The organism is Flavobacterium sp. LC2016-23 (assembly GCF_009674775.1).
In the GTDB taxonomy this organism is placed as follows: Bacteria; Bacteroidota; Bacteroidia; order Flavobacteriales; family Flavobacteriaceae; genus Flavobacterium.
The window spans coordinates 56,132-72,913 of sequence record NZ_WKKE01000029.1; the positions used below are offsets into that span (position 1 = coordinate 56,132).

Annotated in this window: 14 protein-coding genes and 2 tRNA genes; 10 read left to right on the forward strand and 6 right to left on the reverse strand. The window is 36.6% G+C overall.

Features of this window, described 5'->3' with window-relative positions; all coding sequences use genetic code 11:
* The 6 genes from GJU43_RS20795 to GJU43_RS20820 all read left to right on the forward strand — a co-directional run bounded on the left by GJU43_RS20795 (window position 1) and on the right by GJU43_RS20820 (window position 8,045).
* Window positions 1-1,563, forward strand: a complete 1,563-nt coding sequence (locus GJU43_RS20795; RefSeq protein ID WP_154343582.1) for a RagB/SusD family nutrient uptake outer membrane protein — start codon at window positions 1-3, stop codon at window positions 1,561-1,563.
* A gap of 19 nt (window positions 1,564-1,582) precedes the next feature.
* Entirely contained in the window at window positions 1,583-2,653 is a 1,071-nt protein-coding gene (locus GJU43_RS20800; RefSeq protein WP_154343584.1) for an IPT/TIG domain-containing protein, read from the forward strand.
* An 83-nt stretch (window positions 2,654-2,736) separates the two neighbouring features.
* The gene (locus tag GJU43_RS20805; protein ID WP_154343586.1) at window positions 2,737-3,984 is read left to right on the forward strand and encodes a fasciclin domain-containing protein; all 1,248 of its coding nucleotides are present in this window, start codon (window positions 2,737-2,739) and stop codon (window positions 3,982-3,984) included.
* 95 nt (window positions 3,985-4,079) lie between these two features.
* Window positions 4,080-5,312, forward strand: a complete 1,233-nt coding sequence (locus tag GJU43_RS20810; RefSeq protein WP_154343589.1) for a glycoside hydrolase family 27 protein — start codon at window positions 4,080-4,082, stop codon at window positions 5,310-5,312.
* A 12-nt stretch (window positions 5,313-5,324) separates the two neighbouring features.
* Window positions 5,325-6,281, forward strand: a complete 957-nt coding sequence (locus tag GJU43_RS20815; RefSeq protein WP_154343591.1) for a glycoside hydrolase family 5 protein — start codon at window positions 5,325-5,327, stop codon at window positions 6,279-6,281.
* Between the two features lie 687 nt (window positions 6,282-6,968).
* Window positions 6,969-8,045, forward strand: a complete 1,077-nt coding sequence (locus GJU43_RS20820) for an outer membrane beta-barrel protein (RefSeq protein WP_154343593.1) — start codon at window positions 6,969-6,971, stop codon at window positions 8,043-8,045.
* 381 nt (window positions 8,046-8,426) lie between these two features.
* Here GJU43_RS20820 and GJU43_RS20825 read toward each other — a convergent pair whose 3' ends face one another.
* From GJU43_RS20825 to GJU43_RS20845, 5 genes are all read right to left on the reverse strand, one after another.
* Complete coding sequence (locus GJU43_RS20825; protein ID WP_154343595.1) at window positions 8,427-9,332, reverse strand: N-acetylmuramoyl-L-alanine amidase; 906 nt, start codon at window positions 9,330-9,332, stop codon at window positions 8,427-8,429.
* 33 nt (window positions 9,333-9,365) lie between these two features.
* Window positions 9,366-9,923 carry a hypothetical protein gene (locus tag GJU43_RS20830; protein WP_154343597.1) on the reverse strand — a complete coding sequence of 186 codons (558 nt, stop codon included), beginning with the start codon at window positions 9,921-9,923 and terminating at the stop codon, window positions 9,366-9,368.
* A gap of 41 nt (window positions 9,924-9,964) precedes the next feature.
* Window positions 9,965-11,278 carry a 30S ribosomal protein S12 methylthiotransferase RimO gene (rimO, locus tag GJU43_RS20835; protein WP_154343599.1) on the reverse strand — a complete coding sequence of 438 codons (1,314 nt, stop codon included), beginning with the start codon at window positions 11,276-11,278 and terminating at the stop codon, window positions 9,965-9,967.
* Between the two features lie 228 nt (window positions 11,279-11,506).
* Entirely contained in the window at window positions 11,507-13,087 is a 1,581-nt protein-coding gene (locus GJU43_RS20840) for an OmpP1/FadL family transporter (RefSeq protein WP_154343601.1), read from the reverse strand.
* Between the two features lie 58 nt (window positions 13,088-13,145).
* Window positions 13,146-14,177 carry a hypothetical protein gene (locus tag GJU43_RS20845; RefSeq protein WP_154343603.1) on the reverse strand — a complete coding sequence of 344 codons (1,032 nt, stop codon included), beginning with the start codon at window positions 14,175-14,177 and terminating at the stop codon, window positions 13,146-13,148.
* Window positions 14,178-14,278: 101 nt separating this feature from the next.
* Between GJU43_RS20845 and proS the strand changes: the two genes are divergently transcribed.
* From proS to rpsT, 4 genes are all read left to right on the forward strand, one after another.
* A complete protein-coding gene (proS, locus tag GJU43_RS20850; RefSeq protein WP_154343605.1) occupies window positions 14,279-15,757 on the forward strand; it encodes a proline--tRNA ligase in 1,479 nt (492 codons plus the stop codon).
* Between the two features lie 77 nt (window positions 15,758-15,834).
* Window positions 15,835-15,906 (forward strand) — tRNA-Glu (locus tag GJU43_RS20855).
* A gap of 43 nt (window positions 15,907-15,949) precedes the next feature.
* Window positions 15,950-16,021, forward strand: a tRNA-Glu gene (locus GJU43_RS20860).
* A 116-nt stretch (window positions 16,022-16,137) separates the two neighbouring features.
* Window positions 16,138-16,389, forward strand: a complete 252-nt coding sequence (rpsT, locus tag GJU43_RS20865; RefSeq protein ID WP_007803459.1) for a 30S ribosomal protein S20 — start codon at window positions 16,138-16,140, stop codon at window positions 16,387-16,389.
* A 192-nt stretch (window positions 16,390-16,581) separates the two neighbouring features.
* On the opposite strand, the gene GJU43_RS20870 is transcribed toward rpsT, so the two are convergent.
* A partial coding sequence (locus GJU43_RS20870) for a transposase (protein WP_195760078.1) occupies window positions 16,582-16,782 on the reverse strand: 201 nt, incomplete at its 5' end.

Here is a 16,782-nt window from a genome sequence, read left to right on the forward strand (position 1 = left end):
ATGAAAATATATAAAATAAATTTTAAAAGCTTAGCAGTAGTGGCTTTGCTGGCTTTATCTGCTTCATGTAGTGAGGATTATTTGGACCGACCTACCCAGGACGGATATGTAAGTGATAATTTTTATACGTCAGATGAGCAGGTACAACGTACCACTTACGGAATGTATGGAAGAATGTGGGCTCCCTTTTTTACAAAGTGTTTTTTCGCGCTTTCCGAAATGTCTTCCGGAAACTGCTGGTCAAATGTTGACGGGAATGAGGTAATCCAGTTCAAATTAACGTCGGATAGTTTCATTTTATCAGATCCGTGGAGATCTTGTTTTGGTATCGTTGCCCAATCAAATGATCTGATTAATAATTTGAATACCAATGCAAAAGCAGGAGTGAGTCCGGATGTGATTAAGAATACAATCGCAGAGGCACATTTTTTCAGAGCAGTTTCTTATTTCTACCTGGTACGATTATTTGGTCCTGTACCTATTATCGAAGATAATTTAGCATTGGCTAAAAATCCTATGGTAAATAACAACAGAATTGAAGATGTTTATAAGTTTATCGAAAACGATCTGAAATATGCCGCAGCAAACCTGAAGCCAAAAGTGAGATTAAGAGGTTCAAGTACGGTAAATGTATTTGTTTCACAGGGAACTGCAGAATCATTTTTGGCAAAAATATACCTGTATCAAAAAGATTATACCAACGCCAGAGCAATGGCTGAAAAAGTAATTAATTCAGGAGAATTTGGACTTTTACCTAACTATGGAGATTTGTTCCTGACCAGTAAAAATAATAACGAAGAGTCTATTTATTCCTGGCAATGGTCCGGAGCGGTCAATGAATATCAGGCAGGAAATCCTTCAAATGTTCAGTATGGTCTTGATATTTTAAATGATAATGCCTCGTATGGTGCAGTTTATATTCCTTCGAATGATATTCAGCAGGCTTTCGAAGTAGGGGATTTAAGAAGAAAAGAGTCGTACATGATTTATGGAGATTCTTATCCGGCATTAAAAGGAGATGATGTAGTTGGTTTTACATTAGATAAAACAAAATATCCAAACGTATTAGATGCAACCGGTGCAGCTGTAAAAAAATATGTAGTGGGTCAGGCAACCAGTGAAACAGGTGTTGCGGACAGATGGGGTTCTATGAGTAACTGTAACTATATCATGCGTTATGCAGATGTGCTGTTAATTCATGCTGAAGCAATATTGGCGGGTGCTAATGAAACAAGTGACCCTAATGCAAAAGAATCGTATAATAAAATCAGAAGAAGAGCAGGTTTAAGTGAATTGAATGTCAATACGCCATTAACCAAAAAAGCGTTGTTTCAGGAAAGAAGAGTTGAATTTGCTTTCGAGGGAGAATTCTGGTATGACCTCGGAAGATTGCCAAGAGCAGAAGCGATTGATATCATTTCGAAACAGGACAGAGGTTCTGATTACGAAGGTGTAAAACATTACACACCGGTAGAAACAGATTTTATTTTTCCTAAACCGGCAAATGATGTTAGAAAAAATCCAAAGTTAAAAGAGGCTCCGGTACCTTATGTTTTTAAATAAACTTTAAAGCGAAACAATTATGAAAAATATAAAAAAAATAATGCTATTGAAGTTTTACTTTTTGGCTTCAGTTTCAATGCTATTGCTTAGTGCTTGTTCAAACGATGAAGGCAGTAGTTCTTCATCAGGGAAATTAGCCGTAACGGGAATTAGTAAATCGGTTATTGATGATCCATTAGTAGAAGGCGACAGACAGGTAGATGTTCCTACAGATGTAATAAATGCAGGTAATACCTATATTATTAGAGGTTCAGGTTTCGCCACTTTGCAATCCATATCTTTTAATGGTTTGGAATCTTCTTTTAATCCGACATTAGTAACAGATAATGTTATTGTTATTTCAGTTGATCAGGACACTCCGTATTTCAATGAAATGGATGAATTGAAAATTGTGACCAAAATCGGAACATTGAAATATACTGTAAAAGTAAGACCTCCTTCTCCAAATATATCAGGTTTCCCTATTAATCCAAATCCGGGAGACATCATTACAATCAAAGGAGAGTATTTTCTGCGACCGATCGTTAATTTCGGAACTACAGCCGTTGAACCTATTTCCTCAACTTTAACTGAAATTACGGTAAAAGTACCGGAAGATATCTTGTATAAAAAACTATCTGTTACAAATGTTTCCGGAACTACAGTGGCAGGGCAGACTTTTGGAAGTGCTATTTACGATGATGCTTATACTTCACTACGATCTTATGATGGTTTATGGGATGCAACAAACCCTTATGACATTGCTTACGATAAAGATCCAAGACAAGGTTCAAAAAGCATTTCATGGAAAGCAGGTCAATGGAATGGTTTATACATCGGAATTGATAATTCAAAATTTGATATTTCTAAATACAAAGGAATCAGAGTAAGCCTTAAAGGACAAAATTCAGGTTCAGTTGGTGTGTTTATTAACGGAAATGATAAAATAAAACCGGTAATTAACTTTTCATCTGACTGGACTTATGTTGAAATCCTTTTCAATACGTTAGATAGCCCAACTGAATTAACGCAAATTACATTTCAGGAATTTGGGGGTAAAGAAGGAGGGAATACCATTTTCATTGATGATTTAGGTCTGATATTAAAATAGTAGAATTTTTAAAAGAATCATTTAGTACGACGAAATGATTCTTTTAATTCTTTTCATTGAAAAAAATATAAAAAAGAAAACTTATGAAAATACTATATAAACTGAAACAAATAGCAGTATGTGCATTTTTAGTTGCCCTCGCTTCTTCTTGTGATAATGATCTTCCGGGCGTGGGAGGTGCGGAACAAAATTACAATACGGCCTATGGTTTAATTAAAGCTAATACGAATCTGCTGCTTTTTAATAAAGCAATACAACTGGCAGGTTTGGAAGCGACTCTGAACACCACTGAAGATTTCACCTATTTTGTTCCTGCTGATGCTATTCTGGAAGCTTACCTTGTAAAAAATGGATATGTAAACGCATTGGGTTATCCCGATATCACCTTAGTGCCGGTTAATGATTTAAAACAAATCGTATTGAGCCATGTGGTAAAAGGAGTTAAAAAAAGAGTAGGTAAACTGGCTGGCGTAACTGCTGATTATCTGGAAACAGGTGAATTGACCACATTGGCAAATGCAGCCAATCCCGATTTGTATCTGTTAAGTGTAAATGTGACAAACGGGGTTTTAAAAGTGAATGGTTCTGATAAACCTGCCACTGGTTTGGATTATTACGGAACAAACGGTTTTGTCAATGTTTTAGATAATGTGATATCATTGTCTCCGCCTGCACCTGTTGTTTCCGCTCTTTCTCAGTCATTTGCATCACCCGGAGATGTGGTTACCATTACCGGTTCACATTTTGTAAAAGTCAAAAGTGTCAAATTTGGCGATACAGAGGCTGTATTCAAATCGATATCAAAAACAGAAATAGAAGTAACCGTTCCGGCAGATTTTGGTTCGTATGCCCTTGTAAAAGTGCAGACGGAATATGGTACATCCAATATTGCAACAATTGGGGTTAAATTTTTAGTATATGGTGATAATTTCTCCGGATCTCCAGCGCCTGTTTCAACATGGCAATGGGGCGGAAGCGAAAATTTTCAAAGTACTGAAAATGTGAGCAGAGGAACCTATTCAATTAAGCGAACTACCGATAGCTGGAGTGGTTTGTATATGCAGTATAATGCGGTAAATGTAGCAGACTACGGCTATTTAAAATTATCAATATATGCAACAGTAAGTACCAGGGTTTTATTCTCCATCGGAGGTACAAATGATGATGATGGAAAAGCAATTGATATCAAAGCAGGAGAATGGAATAATATCTCCATACCCATATCAGATCTTCACCCTGAAAAATTAGGAACAACCGTAAATTCGTTGTTTATGAAAGAATATTCAGGATTGCCGGGAATCATATATCTGGATGATATTGGATTTTTGTAAAAAAGTATTTGTTTTATTTTGAGTTTGTTTGAAGTATTCCCTAATCACTCGTTAGGGAATACTTTTTTATACTAATTAATTTGAATTTTTTAAGGATGAAAAAGATAGTTTTAATGCTGGCCTTGAATATTTCCTGTTTAGGCTTTAGTCAGGGGAATACACATACACAAGCCGGCGGCAAATTTGAAGGTTTGGCAATGACACCTCCAATGGGTTGGAATTCCTGGAATACTTTCGGAACCAGTATCGATGAAAAACTGGTGAAAGAAACGGCAGATATTATGGTTTCATCAGGAATGGCAGCTGCCGGATACAACTATATTGTACTGGACGATGGCTGGATGACGAGGGAACGTGATGCTAACGGGGATTTAATTCCTGATCCGGTTAAATTTCCAAACGGAATAAAAGCAGTAATTGATTATGTGCACAGCAAAGGATTAAAATTTGGTTTGTACAATTGTGCCGGAACGCAAACCTGTGCAGGTTATCCGGGAACGCGCGGTTACGAATATCAGGATGCCCGCTTTTATGCCAGATTAGGAATTGATTTCCTGAAATACGACTGGTGTAATACGCAGGGAATTACCGCCAAAGAAGCCTACACCACAATGAGCAATGCCATAAAAACAGCCGGAAGACCTATGGTTTTCAGTCTTTGTGAATGGGGCGACAATCAGCCTTGGGAGTGGGGCAAACCCGTTGGTAATCTTTGGAGGATTTCCGGAGACATTTACCCTTGCTTCGATTGTGAGTTCAAACATCCGGAAAATTGGTCCTCGTGGGGATTTATGAAAATTGTTGAAATGCGAAAAGACATTCGTAAATATTCAGGACCGGATCATTGGAACGATTTTGATATGATGGAAGTCGGAAACGAAATGAATGATACAGAGGATAAATCCCATTTCGCCATGTGGTGCATGATGGCTTCGCCGCTTGTTGCCGGAAATGATTTTAGAAAAATGTCTAAAGAAACGCTGGCAATCCTTACCAATAAAGAACTAATCGCAGTAAATCAGGATAAATTAGGAATCCAGGGCTTTAAATATGAAGCAGAAGATGGATTGGAAGTCTGGGTAAAACCTTTGTCAGACGGAAATTGGGCAGTTACGTTTCTAAACAGAAGTGATGTCATTAAAAAAGTTAATTTTGACTGGAAAAAACACACCATTAAAGATGCAGATTTTGGCTACGAGGCAGATTTCGGTAAAACAGTCTTTAAGCTAAAAGATTTGTGGAAGAACAAAGAAGCAGGTTCCACAAAAAAGAATTTTGTGGCAGATATTGCTTCTCATGATTCCGTTACATTAAGATTAATTCCGTAAACATCAATAGTTATGAAGGTAAAGAATAGATTATTTAGTATTGTTTTATTATTACTGTTTTCTTTTTCAAATGCGCAGGTTAAAACTCATGGGCAGCTCAGTGTTGTCGGAACACAATTGGTAGATCAATATAAAGATCCCATTGTTTTAAGAGGAATGAGTTTTGGCTGGCATAGTATGTGGCCAAGGTTTTATAATGAAAAAGCCGTTAAATGGCTGCGAAAAGATTTTAATTGTAATGTTGTCCGTGCCGCAATGGGGATTGAATTGGGGGAGATGTCTTATAGAAAGGAGCCTCAATTCTCAAAAGATAAAATTGAAGCGGTTATTAAAGGAGCCATAAAAGCTGATATATATGTAATTGTTGATTGGCACAGCCATAATATCAATTTAGAAGAAGCCAAAGCCTTTTTTGCGGAGATATCTAAAAAATATTCAAAGTATCCGAATATCATATATGAGATCTTCAATGAACCCGATTATGAAAGCTGGGCTGAGGTCAAAGCCTATTCTGAAGAAGTAATTAAGGTGATACGCGAAAATGATCCGAACAATATTATTTTGGTTGGTTCGCCACATTGGGATCAGGATGTTGACCTTGCTGCTGCAGATCCTATTTTAGGGTTTACCAATATAATGTATACAATGCACTTTTATGCCGCAACACATGGAAAGGAGTTAAGAGACAGAACAGATATAGCAATAAGTAAAGGCCTGCCTGTTTTTATATCAGAATCTGCTGGAATGGAAGCTTCCGGTGACGGCCCTCTAAATCTAAAAGCCTGGCAGGAATACATAGACTGGATGGAAGCAAAAAAATTGAGTTGGATTACCTGGTCCGTATCTGATAAAGATGAAACCTGTTCCATTTTGAAAAAATCTGCAAAATCAGAAGGCAAGTGGAAAATGGAAGATTTAAAAGAATCCGGTAGTAAAGCTCGTGAATATCTTCGAAAATACAATAGGTAACTTATAATACCAAATTATCTGGTTTAAATAGAAACCCTGTCTTTTATCTATTGATTCATTAGCAGGGTAAAACCAATTCTTTAATTCAAATAGATTTTAAAGCTTAATGATACAGGCGCACAGTAGTGCGTCTTTTTTTTGTCTTTAATCGAAATAAGAGCTGTTTATGAAGAGCTGTTTAGTAAGAGAAAAAGTGTTTTTGATAACTATTTTTGTAGGAATTTAGATTATCTAACTTAACGGGCTTTATTTGTTATATTAATTTTTTATTGAATATGATTTTTAGTTTTTATTTTACATAACCCCCTATTTTTTTAGGGGTATAATTTTTTTATTGACGTTTTAAGCTTGTTTTTGGCTGTTTTAAAATTGTTTTTTGGCTTAAAACCCTTATTTTTTTTAATTTAAGGGTTGAAATGTGTTATTAAATTTTCAAAAATAATTCCGTATTAATGTCATATCACGATTATTGTTAAGCTAATTTTTGTAATCCGTAATTCTTTCCTGAAAACGTCAAAAAAAGTGATGGCAGTTCTTTTACTCTCACAAAAGTTAATAAATTCGCTAATGAAAATGAGGATGTTTTTGCTGGCGCGAAAGAGGTTTTAGAAATGACTTATACTATTAAATAGATATATAAAAGATTAACTAACCAGAATCAATTAATAACTAAAAACCAATTAAAACATGAAAAAAGTATTTCACATTTTAGCCGCGATGTTAACAAGTTCTTTCGCTTTTGCGCAGGATGATACCGAAGCTTCAGTTTCACCGGCAACCACTTGGGGAGGATCAGCAGACGCTTACTATAAATATGATTTTTCTAAACAAATGAATGGATTAACGAGCTTTACCAACTCACAGGATTCATTCGAACTGGGAATGGCTTCAGTTCAGGCAGGTCACAAATTCGGAAAGGCTTCTGTTTTTGTAGATTTAGGTTTCGGGACCAGAGCAGAAGAGTTTTCATATAATGAAGAGAATACGAAGTTTATCATAAAACAATTATTTTTTACTTATGATATTACAGATAAATTTAAAGTAGTGGCAGGTAGTTTTGGTACACATATCGGGTACGAATTGCTGGATGCTGTAAGCAATAAAAACTACAGTATGTCTTATGCATTTTCATATGGGCCCTTTTTTAATACAGGGGTGAAAGCGCAATATACAGCTGGTAAATTTACAGCCATGTTCGGGATTACAAACCCTACCGATTTTAAATCGGCAATGGATGCAGGATCAACTCAGAAGACCTATGTGGGTCAGTTAGGATACGTTGCTGAAACCGGTAGTGCCTATTTAAATTTTACGTCAGGAAGTACAAATCCTATTCCGGGTACTGTAATTCCTCCGACTAACGAAAATAAAACACAAATCGATTTTGTTGCCTCAAAAACAATTAGTGATAGTTTTGGACTTGGTTTTAATGCGACTTATGCTAAAGTAAAAAATGATATAGATAGTAATTTAGATGGGGAATGGTTTTCATTAGTAGGATATGCTAATTACTCCTTTAAAGAGTCTTTAAGTCTGGCGTACAGAGTTGAATATTTTGATGCTAAAGACGCTTTGAATTTGGGAGCGCTTAACGGTTCCAGTGTATTTGCTAATACACTTTCACTAAACTATAAAGTTGGAAAATTAACCATAATTCCGGAGTTAAGATACGATGCAGCTTCTGAAGATATATTTTTAGACAAAGATGCATTACCAACAGGCGGATCGTTTTTTGGACTAATTGCTACAACATACTCTTTCTAAGAGATAAAGATTGATATTTTTTTTTTTTTTGGAGCTGTCGAAACATACTAATGTTTTGGCAGCTTTTTTATTGTAGTATTTAAGAAGTAATTCCAATACAGATCTGTAAAGACTTAAGTGGAGAAGCAAAGAGCAGCCGTCAGACTTTAATTCAACAGAATTAGCGTATTTAATCGCCATATCGAAGATCTTTTGAAATCTCATATATCAACTGCGATTTACGTTTAAATCTTGCATCTAACATCTTGCTCTAACATCTTGTATCTAACATCTTGTATCTAACGTCTAACATCTAACATCTAACATCTAACTTCCAAACATAAAAAAAACCGCATCTCCAAATATAGAAATACGGTATCTTATGTAAAGAATATATTAAAACTACTGTACCTGTTTCTTGTAAATAGAGTAAATAGTATCTATTGTTTTTCGGTCTAAAGTTGCGGTAGTATCAGTTTGAATATAATGTAATTTAAAAGCCATTATTGCAGCTGATAGATTTTTGGTATTGTAACCAATAATGCGTAAACCCTGCTCTATTTTAAAATCAAAAGGAGCTTCTTCCAGGATTTCATCCGGCCAGATTCCAAATCCTTTTTCTGCTAGTGTCTTCCAGGGAAACAAAGCACTTGGGTCTTGTTTTCTTCCGGGAGCAATATCAGCATGTCCCAGTATATTTTGAGTAGGAATGTTATAATCTTTTTTCAGTTTAGTCAAAAGAGCAACCAAACTGCTGATCTGTGCTTCTGTAAAAGGTTTAAAACCATTATTGTCTAATTCTATTCCAATAGAACTGGAGTTGATATCTGTGTTTTTTCCCCAGGTAGATGCTCCTGCATGCCATGCTCTTAGGTAATCATTAAGCATCTGGACTACTTTTCCGTTTTCAGAAATCACATAATGAGCACTCACCTGTGTTTTTGTTTTTGTAAAAGTATTGATAGTTTGCTGAACAGAATCTTGCGCGGTATGGTGAATAATGATAAAGCTCGGTTTTCTTAAATTAAAATTAACCGTACCGATCCATTCGGTGTTAATGCCGTTTAATAAAATAGTGGATCCTGTTTTTGATAAGGTATCTTTCACAATCCCCAACTGCTGGGCATAAGTAGTATCAATAACTACAGGGCTAACAGAAGGGATAGGCTGAACCTCTTTACTTGTAATTTGATTTTCTAAAGTTTTAAGTTGCTTATCGTAAACTTTTTCAGTGTTTTTATAAGGATTTGTGGAGCACGAAGTAATAACAATTGCTAAAAGTATATAGCACAAATGTTTTCTTATCATAATTAATTACATTTTGGAATTAAGTTAAGATAATTATTCTTGAACTTTTCCCGTTTCTAGGTCTTCTTTTATTTCCTTGTTTTCCTTGGAATCTTTTTTCTTTTTTGATTTCGACTTTTTGATTTCTTTAAAATTAGCCATGAAACTGGTGTATTTTTCTATCTGATCAGCATTAAGGAAAGCCGTTATTTTCTTTGTAGTGCTTTCTTGTAAAGCTTTCAGTTGTTCCATTTTCTCGTCCTGACTGCTGCTTTCATTTTTCAAAAGAATACCCTGTTCTCTCATACTGTCAGCAAAAACATTCGTGATAGCAATAGCCTGCAGTTCGTCAAGATTTACAACGGGTTTCATTTGTTCTACAAATTTAGCTGCAGTTTCTTCAGGCGGAATCTCTTTAGGTTTACTCTGACCCTGCGGTCCTGCCTGTGTCATATTTCTGTTCATTCCCATTCCGCCGCCTCTTCCGTAACCGCCTCCGCCATAACCACCACCACCGTAGCCGTTATTATATCCGTTTCCGTATTGAGCAGAAACAGAAGTGATGCTTAATAACGTGAAAACCAAAAGAAATAAAGATTGAATAGGTTTCATAAGTTTGTTTTATCAAAAGTTAGCAAATATCTATGGTAAATTTAAGCAGGTTCTCCGTATAAATCAAATTCTGTTGCTTCAATTATCTTGATATTAACAAAATCGCCTGTTTTTATATAATGTTTAGCCGCGTCAATCAATACTTCGTTATCTACATCAGGACTGTCAAACTCCGTTCGGCCTACAAAATGAGCACCTTCTTTTCGGTCAATGATACATTTAAAGACTTTCCCAACTTTCTCCTGGTTTAAATCCCACGAAATTTGAGATTGTAATTCCATGATCTCATTAGCTCTCGCTTGTTTTACATCGTCCGGAACATCATCTTCAAGTAAGTAAGCATGCGTATTTTCTTCGTGTGAATAAGCAAAACATCCCATTCTGTCAAATTTCATTTCCTGAACAAAATCTTTTAGAATTTCAAAATCTTCCTGAGTTTCACCCGGATATCCGACAATTAAAGTCGTTCTGATCGCCATTCCCGGAACAGCAGCACGGAATTCTTTTAATAATTGAGTCGTTTTAGCCTGTGTGGTTCCGCGACGCATCGATTTCAGGATAGAATCCGAAATGTGCTGTAGTGGAATATCAATATAGTTGCAAATTTTAGGTTCGCGTTTCATGATTTCTAAAACGTCCATTGGAAAACCGGTAGGAAAAGCATAATGCAGACGGATCCACTCAATACCTTCAACTTTTACTAAAGCTTCCAGAAGTTCGCCAAGATTTCTCTTTTTATAAATGTCAAGACCATAATACGTTAAATCCTGAGCAATCAAAATAAGTTCTTTAACACCGTTTTTAGCAAGGCCTTCTGCTTCTTTAACTAATTTTTCAATAGTTTGCGAAACGTGTTTTCCACGCATTAAAGGAATGGCGCAAAAACTGCAGGGTCTGTCGCAGCCTTCGGCAATTTTTAAGTAAGCGTAGTTCTTAGGAGTAGTAGTTAAACGCTCTCCTAATAATTCATGTTTATAATCGGCTCCTAGTGCTTTCAATAACTGAGGCAGTTCGGTGGTACCGAAATATTGATCAACATTCGGAATTTCTTTTTCTAAATCAGGTCTGTAACGCTCCGATAAACATCCGGTTACAAAAACTTTATCAACAAGCCCTTTGTCTTTTTTGTCAGCATATTCCAAAATCATGTTTACCGATTCTGCTTTGGCATTATCAATAAAACCACAAGTGTTAATTACAATGATGTTTCCTTCTCGTTCTGCTGGCGCTTCATGTTCAACATCTTTTCCGCTTGCACGAAGTTGTCCCATCAGGACTTCACTGTCATATACATTCTTGGAACACCCAAGAGTGATTACGTTAATTTTGTTCTTTTTTAAAGACTTGGTTCTCATACTTTTATAAATTGGAGTGCAAAATTACACTTTTTTATTCAAACACCGCCTGTTTCCCTTTCTTTTAGCTGTTTTTTATGAAGCTTTCTATAGCTTTCAGAGCTGTTATCTAACGTTTTTTTTCTAACAAGAAATAAGTCAGCAAAGGGATGTCATTTTTATTAGCGATAAAAAAAATCCGTTAAGCAATATGCTTAGCGGATTTTCATTCATTCTATTTATCTTTAATTACAATTCAAATAATAAAGTCAAAGAAACATTATTTAGTTTCGATGAAATGTTGGCACCATCAGTAAATCCTTGTGCAAAGAAACCCTGATTTGATTTTCTTTCTAAGTAGGAGTAAGCTAAATCTACTTTGGTAGTGCCAAAGTTATAGCCTAAACCGCCCGAATAACTGGTTAAATCGCCAATTGTTGTTCCGTCTTTATAAGGGCTTCCTTCAAAACGATAACCACCGCGCAAACTTAATTGTTTGATTTTATATTCTGCACCAACCCGTAGCTCTCCTGTTGAAGTTAACTCGTCGCTTATCTGGTTGTTCAGGCCTCTGAAGCCTTGGTCGCTTGTTGGTTTGTATTTTGTATTTCCATAATCTTTAATGGCATAATCCACACTGATCAAACCGGATTTTCCAAATACATAAGCAGCACTAAAGGTTGTTTTTCCGGGAGTTTGTAAAGTGTAAGGTTCATAAACATTGACAACATTCGGATTAACAGGTTTGTCTATAGGCTGACCTCCTGCAGCCTGACGTGTGGTATAAAGACTTTGTGAAATTTCATCATAAAGCTCGTACCAGGTATTAGATTCATAAGCTAAACCAAGACGAAAAGATTCCGTAACCTTTGCGATAGCGCCAAGTTGAAAAGAAAACCCATTACCATAAGTATATTGTTCATTGTTGAAACGTAAACTGGATATAGTTTCACCTGCAACTAAAGGATTTCCATTTCTTTCATAAAAACTGCTGGTTCTCCTGTAGTCTGTTACATGCACATTTAAATTGGCCCCTAAATACAAACGGTCTTTGTAGGATGTTGCAATATTGAAACTTACTTTGCTGTTGTAGCCTGTTTCGTATACTTCGTTTTCCTGGTAGTAATTGCCTCCGGCTCGAACATTAGTGTTGTAAGCGCTATTTGGATCATTAATATTGACTGTATTGATTATAAATCCCTGATAACCTAACATCGCCTGTTGAGCACTATAACCGGTTAGGTTTGGATATTGCTTGTTTGGTAAGTTGGTGCCTAAAAAATCATATAAATCTCCAATCGACTCATTATTACCTAGCCCAACAAAACTTTGAGGTACAGGTCCTCCGTTATTGCTTTTGTTAGCATAAGCTAAAAAATAGCCATCTATAGATTTAGTCGGATTAGTTCCTGCTGAGAAGTTGTTATTGTCAAAATTGTTAGTATTCTCATAAGAAGCTCCAATAGCAATTTTTGTCCAGTTGCTGTTTGGGTTTCGGTCATGAAAAACAAAAACAGCACCAGCCTGATTTAGGAGAAAAGAATTTTTGTCGTCGCTGGTGTGGGTACCAAAATAGTTAGAGTTGTTTTTAATGCTTTGATTGCTTAATGTCACTCCGGTCTGATTATTGGCAAATATGGCCGATCCTGCAGGGTTTACACTTAAGGAAGAGAGGTCACCGCCAACTGCTCCAAAAGCTCCTCCCATGGCTCTGAATCGTGCAGTTCCGGTAAGATTGTCTTGTGCATAACGAACAGCGTCTGAAACTTCTTGTGAATGTGAGACGCCAAAAGATAGTCCCGCTACTAATAGGAATACTATTTTTTTCATGTAATTGAATTTTAGATAATATTATACGTGATACGTGTACTGAAGCAGAAGAATAAATTTATCTTCTGCCGCCACCGCCACCGCCGTACGATCTTCCGCCACCGCCACCGCCGCCACCGGATGATCTCATGCTTCCGCCTCCACTATTCATAGAACGTGATGGGCTCGGAGAGTAGCTTCTTGATGGACTGCTGTTTGTGGTGTTGTTGTAGTTTCTTGTTGTAGTGCCTGATGATCTTCTGTTAGAATAATCATAACTGTTATTTTGTCCTTGTGTATAACTTCTGTTTGTAAAAGTTGGATTTGTTGTTGTTCTGCCATTTACAGAAGAACTTCTTCTAAAGTCAGTGTATTCGCGTCTGTTAGTCGTGTAGCTATTTCTGTTGTTGCTGTAACTTCTGTTGGTGAAGTTTCTGTCTGAGGTATAATTTCTATTGCTGTAACTTCTGTTGGTGAAGTTTCGGTCTGAGCTGTAATTTCTTCCACCATAATAAGAAGCAGATCCTCTTCTTCCATAGTTATAAGCGTAATTATTATATCTGTATGCAGGTCTTCCCCAGTATCCCGGGTAACCGCCCCATCCATAACCGGGGTAGCCCCATCCGTATCCGTATCCGTAATAAGGGTATCCTCCCCATGCGTATCCGGGATAACCGACCCATCCGTATCCAGGGTAACCCCATCCGTAATAAGGATATCCTCCCCATCCGGCAGAAATTCCCCATGACCAGGAGGTGTTAGGATAATAATTAATAGCTACTTCAGTGTTACTGCTTCCCCAGGCAGGATAAGCTGTGGCAGTTGCAGTTTCAGTACTGTCGTTCTCAGCATAATTACCATAATTATCTACATCTGTAAAAATTTCAGTAGGCTGATCGTCGTTCTGTAATGATTTGAAGTAGTCCTTATATTGATTGTTGGTCTCTGAGGTGGTCGCTTGTGCGTAAGTGTTTCGTGTGTTGCCATAAACACCATCATTGTCATAATAAGATGTATTCTGGTAAGAACCACACGATGCAAGTAGAAAACTCAATAATCCAATTAAGTAAAAATGACTTGAGTTTTGGCGAAGAGAAATAGAAGTTTTCATATCTGTGGTGTTTTTTATTGTTGCACATTACAAAAATAGTTAGTTTTGTCAAACTATTTAGTTAAAATTATTAAAACAAAATTTGTGCCAAACTATTCAATATGAGTAAGAACCTCACTACAAGATCAGAAGATTATTCAAAGTGGTATAACGAGCTGGTTGTCAAAGCAGATCTAGCCGAAAATTCAGGAGTTAGAGGATGTATGGTTATTAAGCCGTACGGATATGCTATTTGGGAAAAAATGCAGGCTGAGTTAGACAGAATGTTTAAGGAGACCGGACATCAAAATGCGTATTTTCCTTTATTTGTGCCTAAAAGCATGTTTGAGGCTGAAGAAAAAAATGCAGAGGGATTTGCGAAGGAATGTGCGATTGTTACACATTACAGATTAAAAAACGATCCGGATAAACCCGGAAAACTAATGGTAGATCCAAATGCGAAACTAGAGGAGGAACTTATCGTTCGTCCAACAAGTGAGGCAATTATCTGGTCTACTTATAAAGGATGGGTACAATCGTATAGGGATTTACCTTTATTAATTAATCAGTGGGCAAACGTAGTGCGTTGGGAAATGCGTACCCGTTTGTTTTTGAGAACGGCTGAATTTTTATGGCAGGAAGGACATACGGCACATGCTACAAAGGCAGAGGCTATTGAGGAATCTGAGAAAATGATGAATGTTTACGCTGATTTTGTTGAGAACTTTATGGCAATTCCCGTTGTTAAGGGTATCAAAACAGAAACAGAACGTTTTGCCGGTGCCGATGAAACGTATTGTATCGAAGCGCTGATGCAGGATGGAAAAGCATTGCAGGCTGGTACGTCACACTTTCTGGGACAGAACTTCGCAAAAGCGTTTGATGTGAAGTTTGCTAACGCAGAAGGGAAGCAGGAGCACGTATGGGGTACTTCCTGGGGAGTCTCTACTCGTTTGATGGGAGCATTGGTTATGACACACTCTGATGATCAGGGCTTGGTTTTACCTCCAAACTTAGCGCCTATACAAGTGGTTATTGTTCCAATTCATAAAACAGATGAGCAGTTGGAGCAAATTACTGCTGCGGTTAATGAATTAACGGCTAAACTTAAAAAATTAAAGATTTCGGTTAAATACGATGACAGAACGACTCAAAAACCTGGATTTAAGTTCGCTGAATGGGAATTGAAAGGAGTTCCTGTTAGAATTGCTGTGGGGCCAAAAGATTTAGAGAACGGAACTTTTGAGGTGGCAAGACGTGATACTTTGACAAAAGAGGTTGTTTCTGCTGATGGAATCGTTAATTATATAAATGATCTGTTAGAGCAGATTCAAAACGATTTATTTAATAAAGCATTGGAGTATCGTAATACTCATATAACGGAAGTAAATAGTTTTGAGGAGTTTAAAGAAGTTTTAGATGGAAAAGGTGGTTTTGTATCGGCTCATTGGGACGGAACGGCAGCTACTGAAGAGAAAATAAAAGACCTGACAAAAGCGACGATTCGTTGTATTCCTTTGGATGCTTTAGAAGAGGCGGGAACCTGTGTGTTTACTGGGAATCCTTCGTCTAAAAGAGTGCTTTTTGCTAAGGCCTATTAAAAAAAAAATATTTTTTTTGCTTCAGCTATTGTGCATCTTAAAAATAGATGTATCTTTGCATCCGCATTAGAGAAGCAGGCCCGTTCGTCTATCGGTTAGGACGCATGGTTTTCATCCATGTAAGAGCGGTTCGATTCCGCTACGGGCTACTACTTTTACTGCGAATTAAGTTATTAAACTTGATGCCAAAATGGCCCGTTCGTCTATCGGTTAGGACGCATGGTTTTCATCCATGTAAGAGCGGTTCGATTCCGCTACGGGCTACAAATTTCAATTGAATAAGAATTGAAAAACAGAAGGGTGATTGGTCCGTTTGTCTAGGGGTTCAATTCTCTTGCGGACTACGAAAAAGAATTATAAAAAGGTAAAAACATAATAAAATGGCAAATCATAAGTCAGCTTTAAAAAGAATTAGAAGTAACGAAAAAAGAAGAGTTCTTAACAGATATCAGCATAAAACTACTCGTAATGCTATCAAAGCATTAAGATTAGCTACTGAAAAATCTGATGCTGCTTCAAAATTATCAACTGTAATTTCTATGATTGATAAATTAGCTAAAAAGAATATCATACATGATAATAAAGCTTCTAACCTGAAGTCTAAATTAACGAAACATGTTGCTAAATTGTAATTAATTGCAATTTCCTAAATACAACAAAAAGTCCTCTTTTAGAGGACTTTTTTTGTTTAAAATATTTTTTGCGTGAAATAGTGGTGCAGGTTTAAAATTTAGAGGAATTATGTAAAAAAAAAAAGATTAGGTAATTCGGGTGTTTAGTAGTCTGTTTTGGGATCAAGACGTAAATCTGAGGAGCAGTAAAAATTAAGCATAAATATTAGTTAGTCTAAAAAGGAAGTATTCTATATTTCTGACACCTCTGAATTTTGATCTGAATGCTTTTATTTTAGCATTGAATGATTCTGCAGAGGCATTAGTGCTTCTATTGTCAAAATAGTTTAATATGGTTTGATAATGATTCATAATTGTACCAGAGATTGTGCCGAAAGACTTAAACCCGGATTG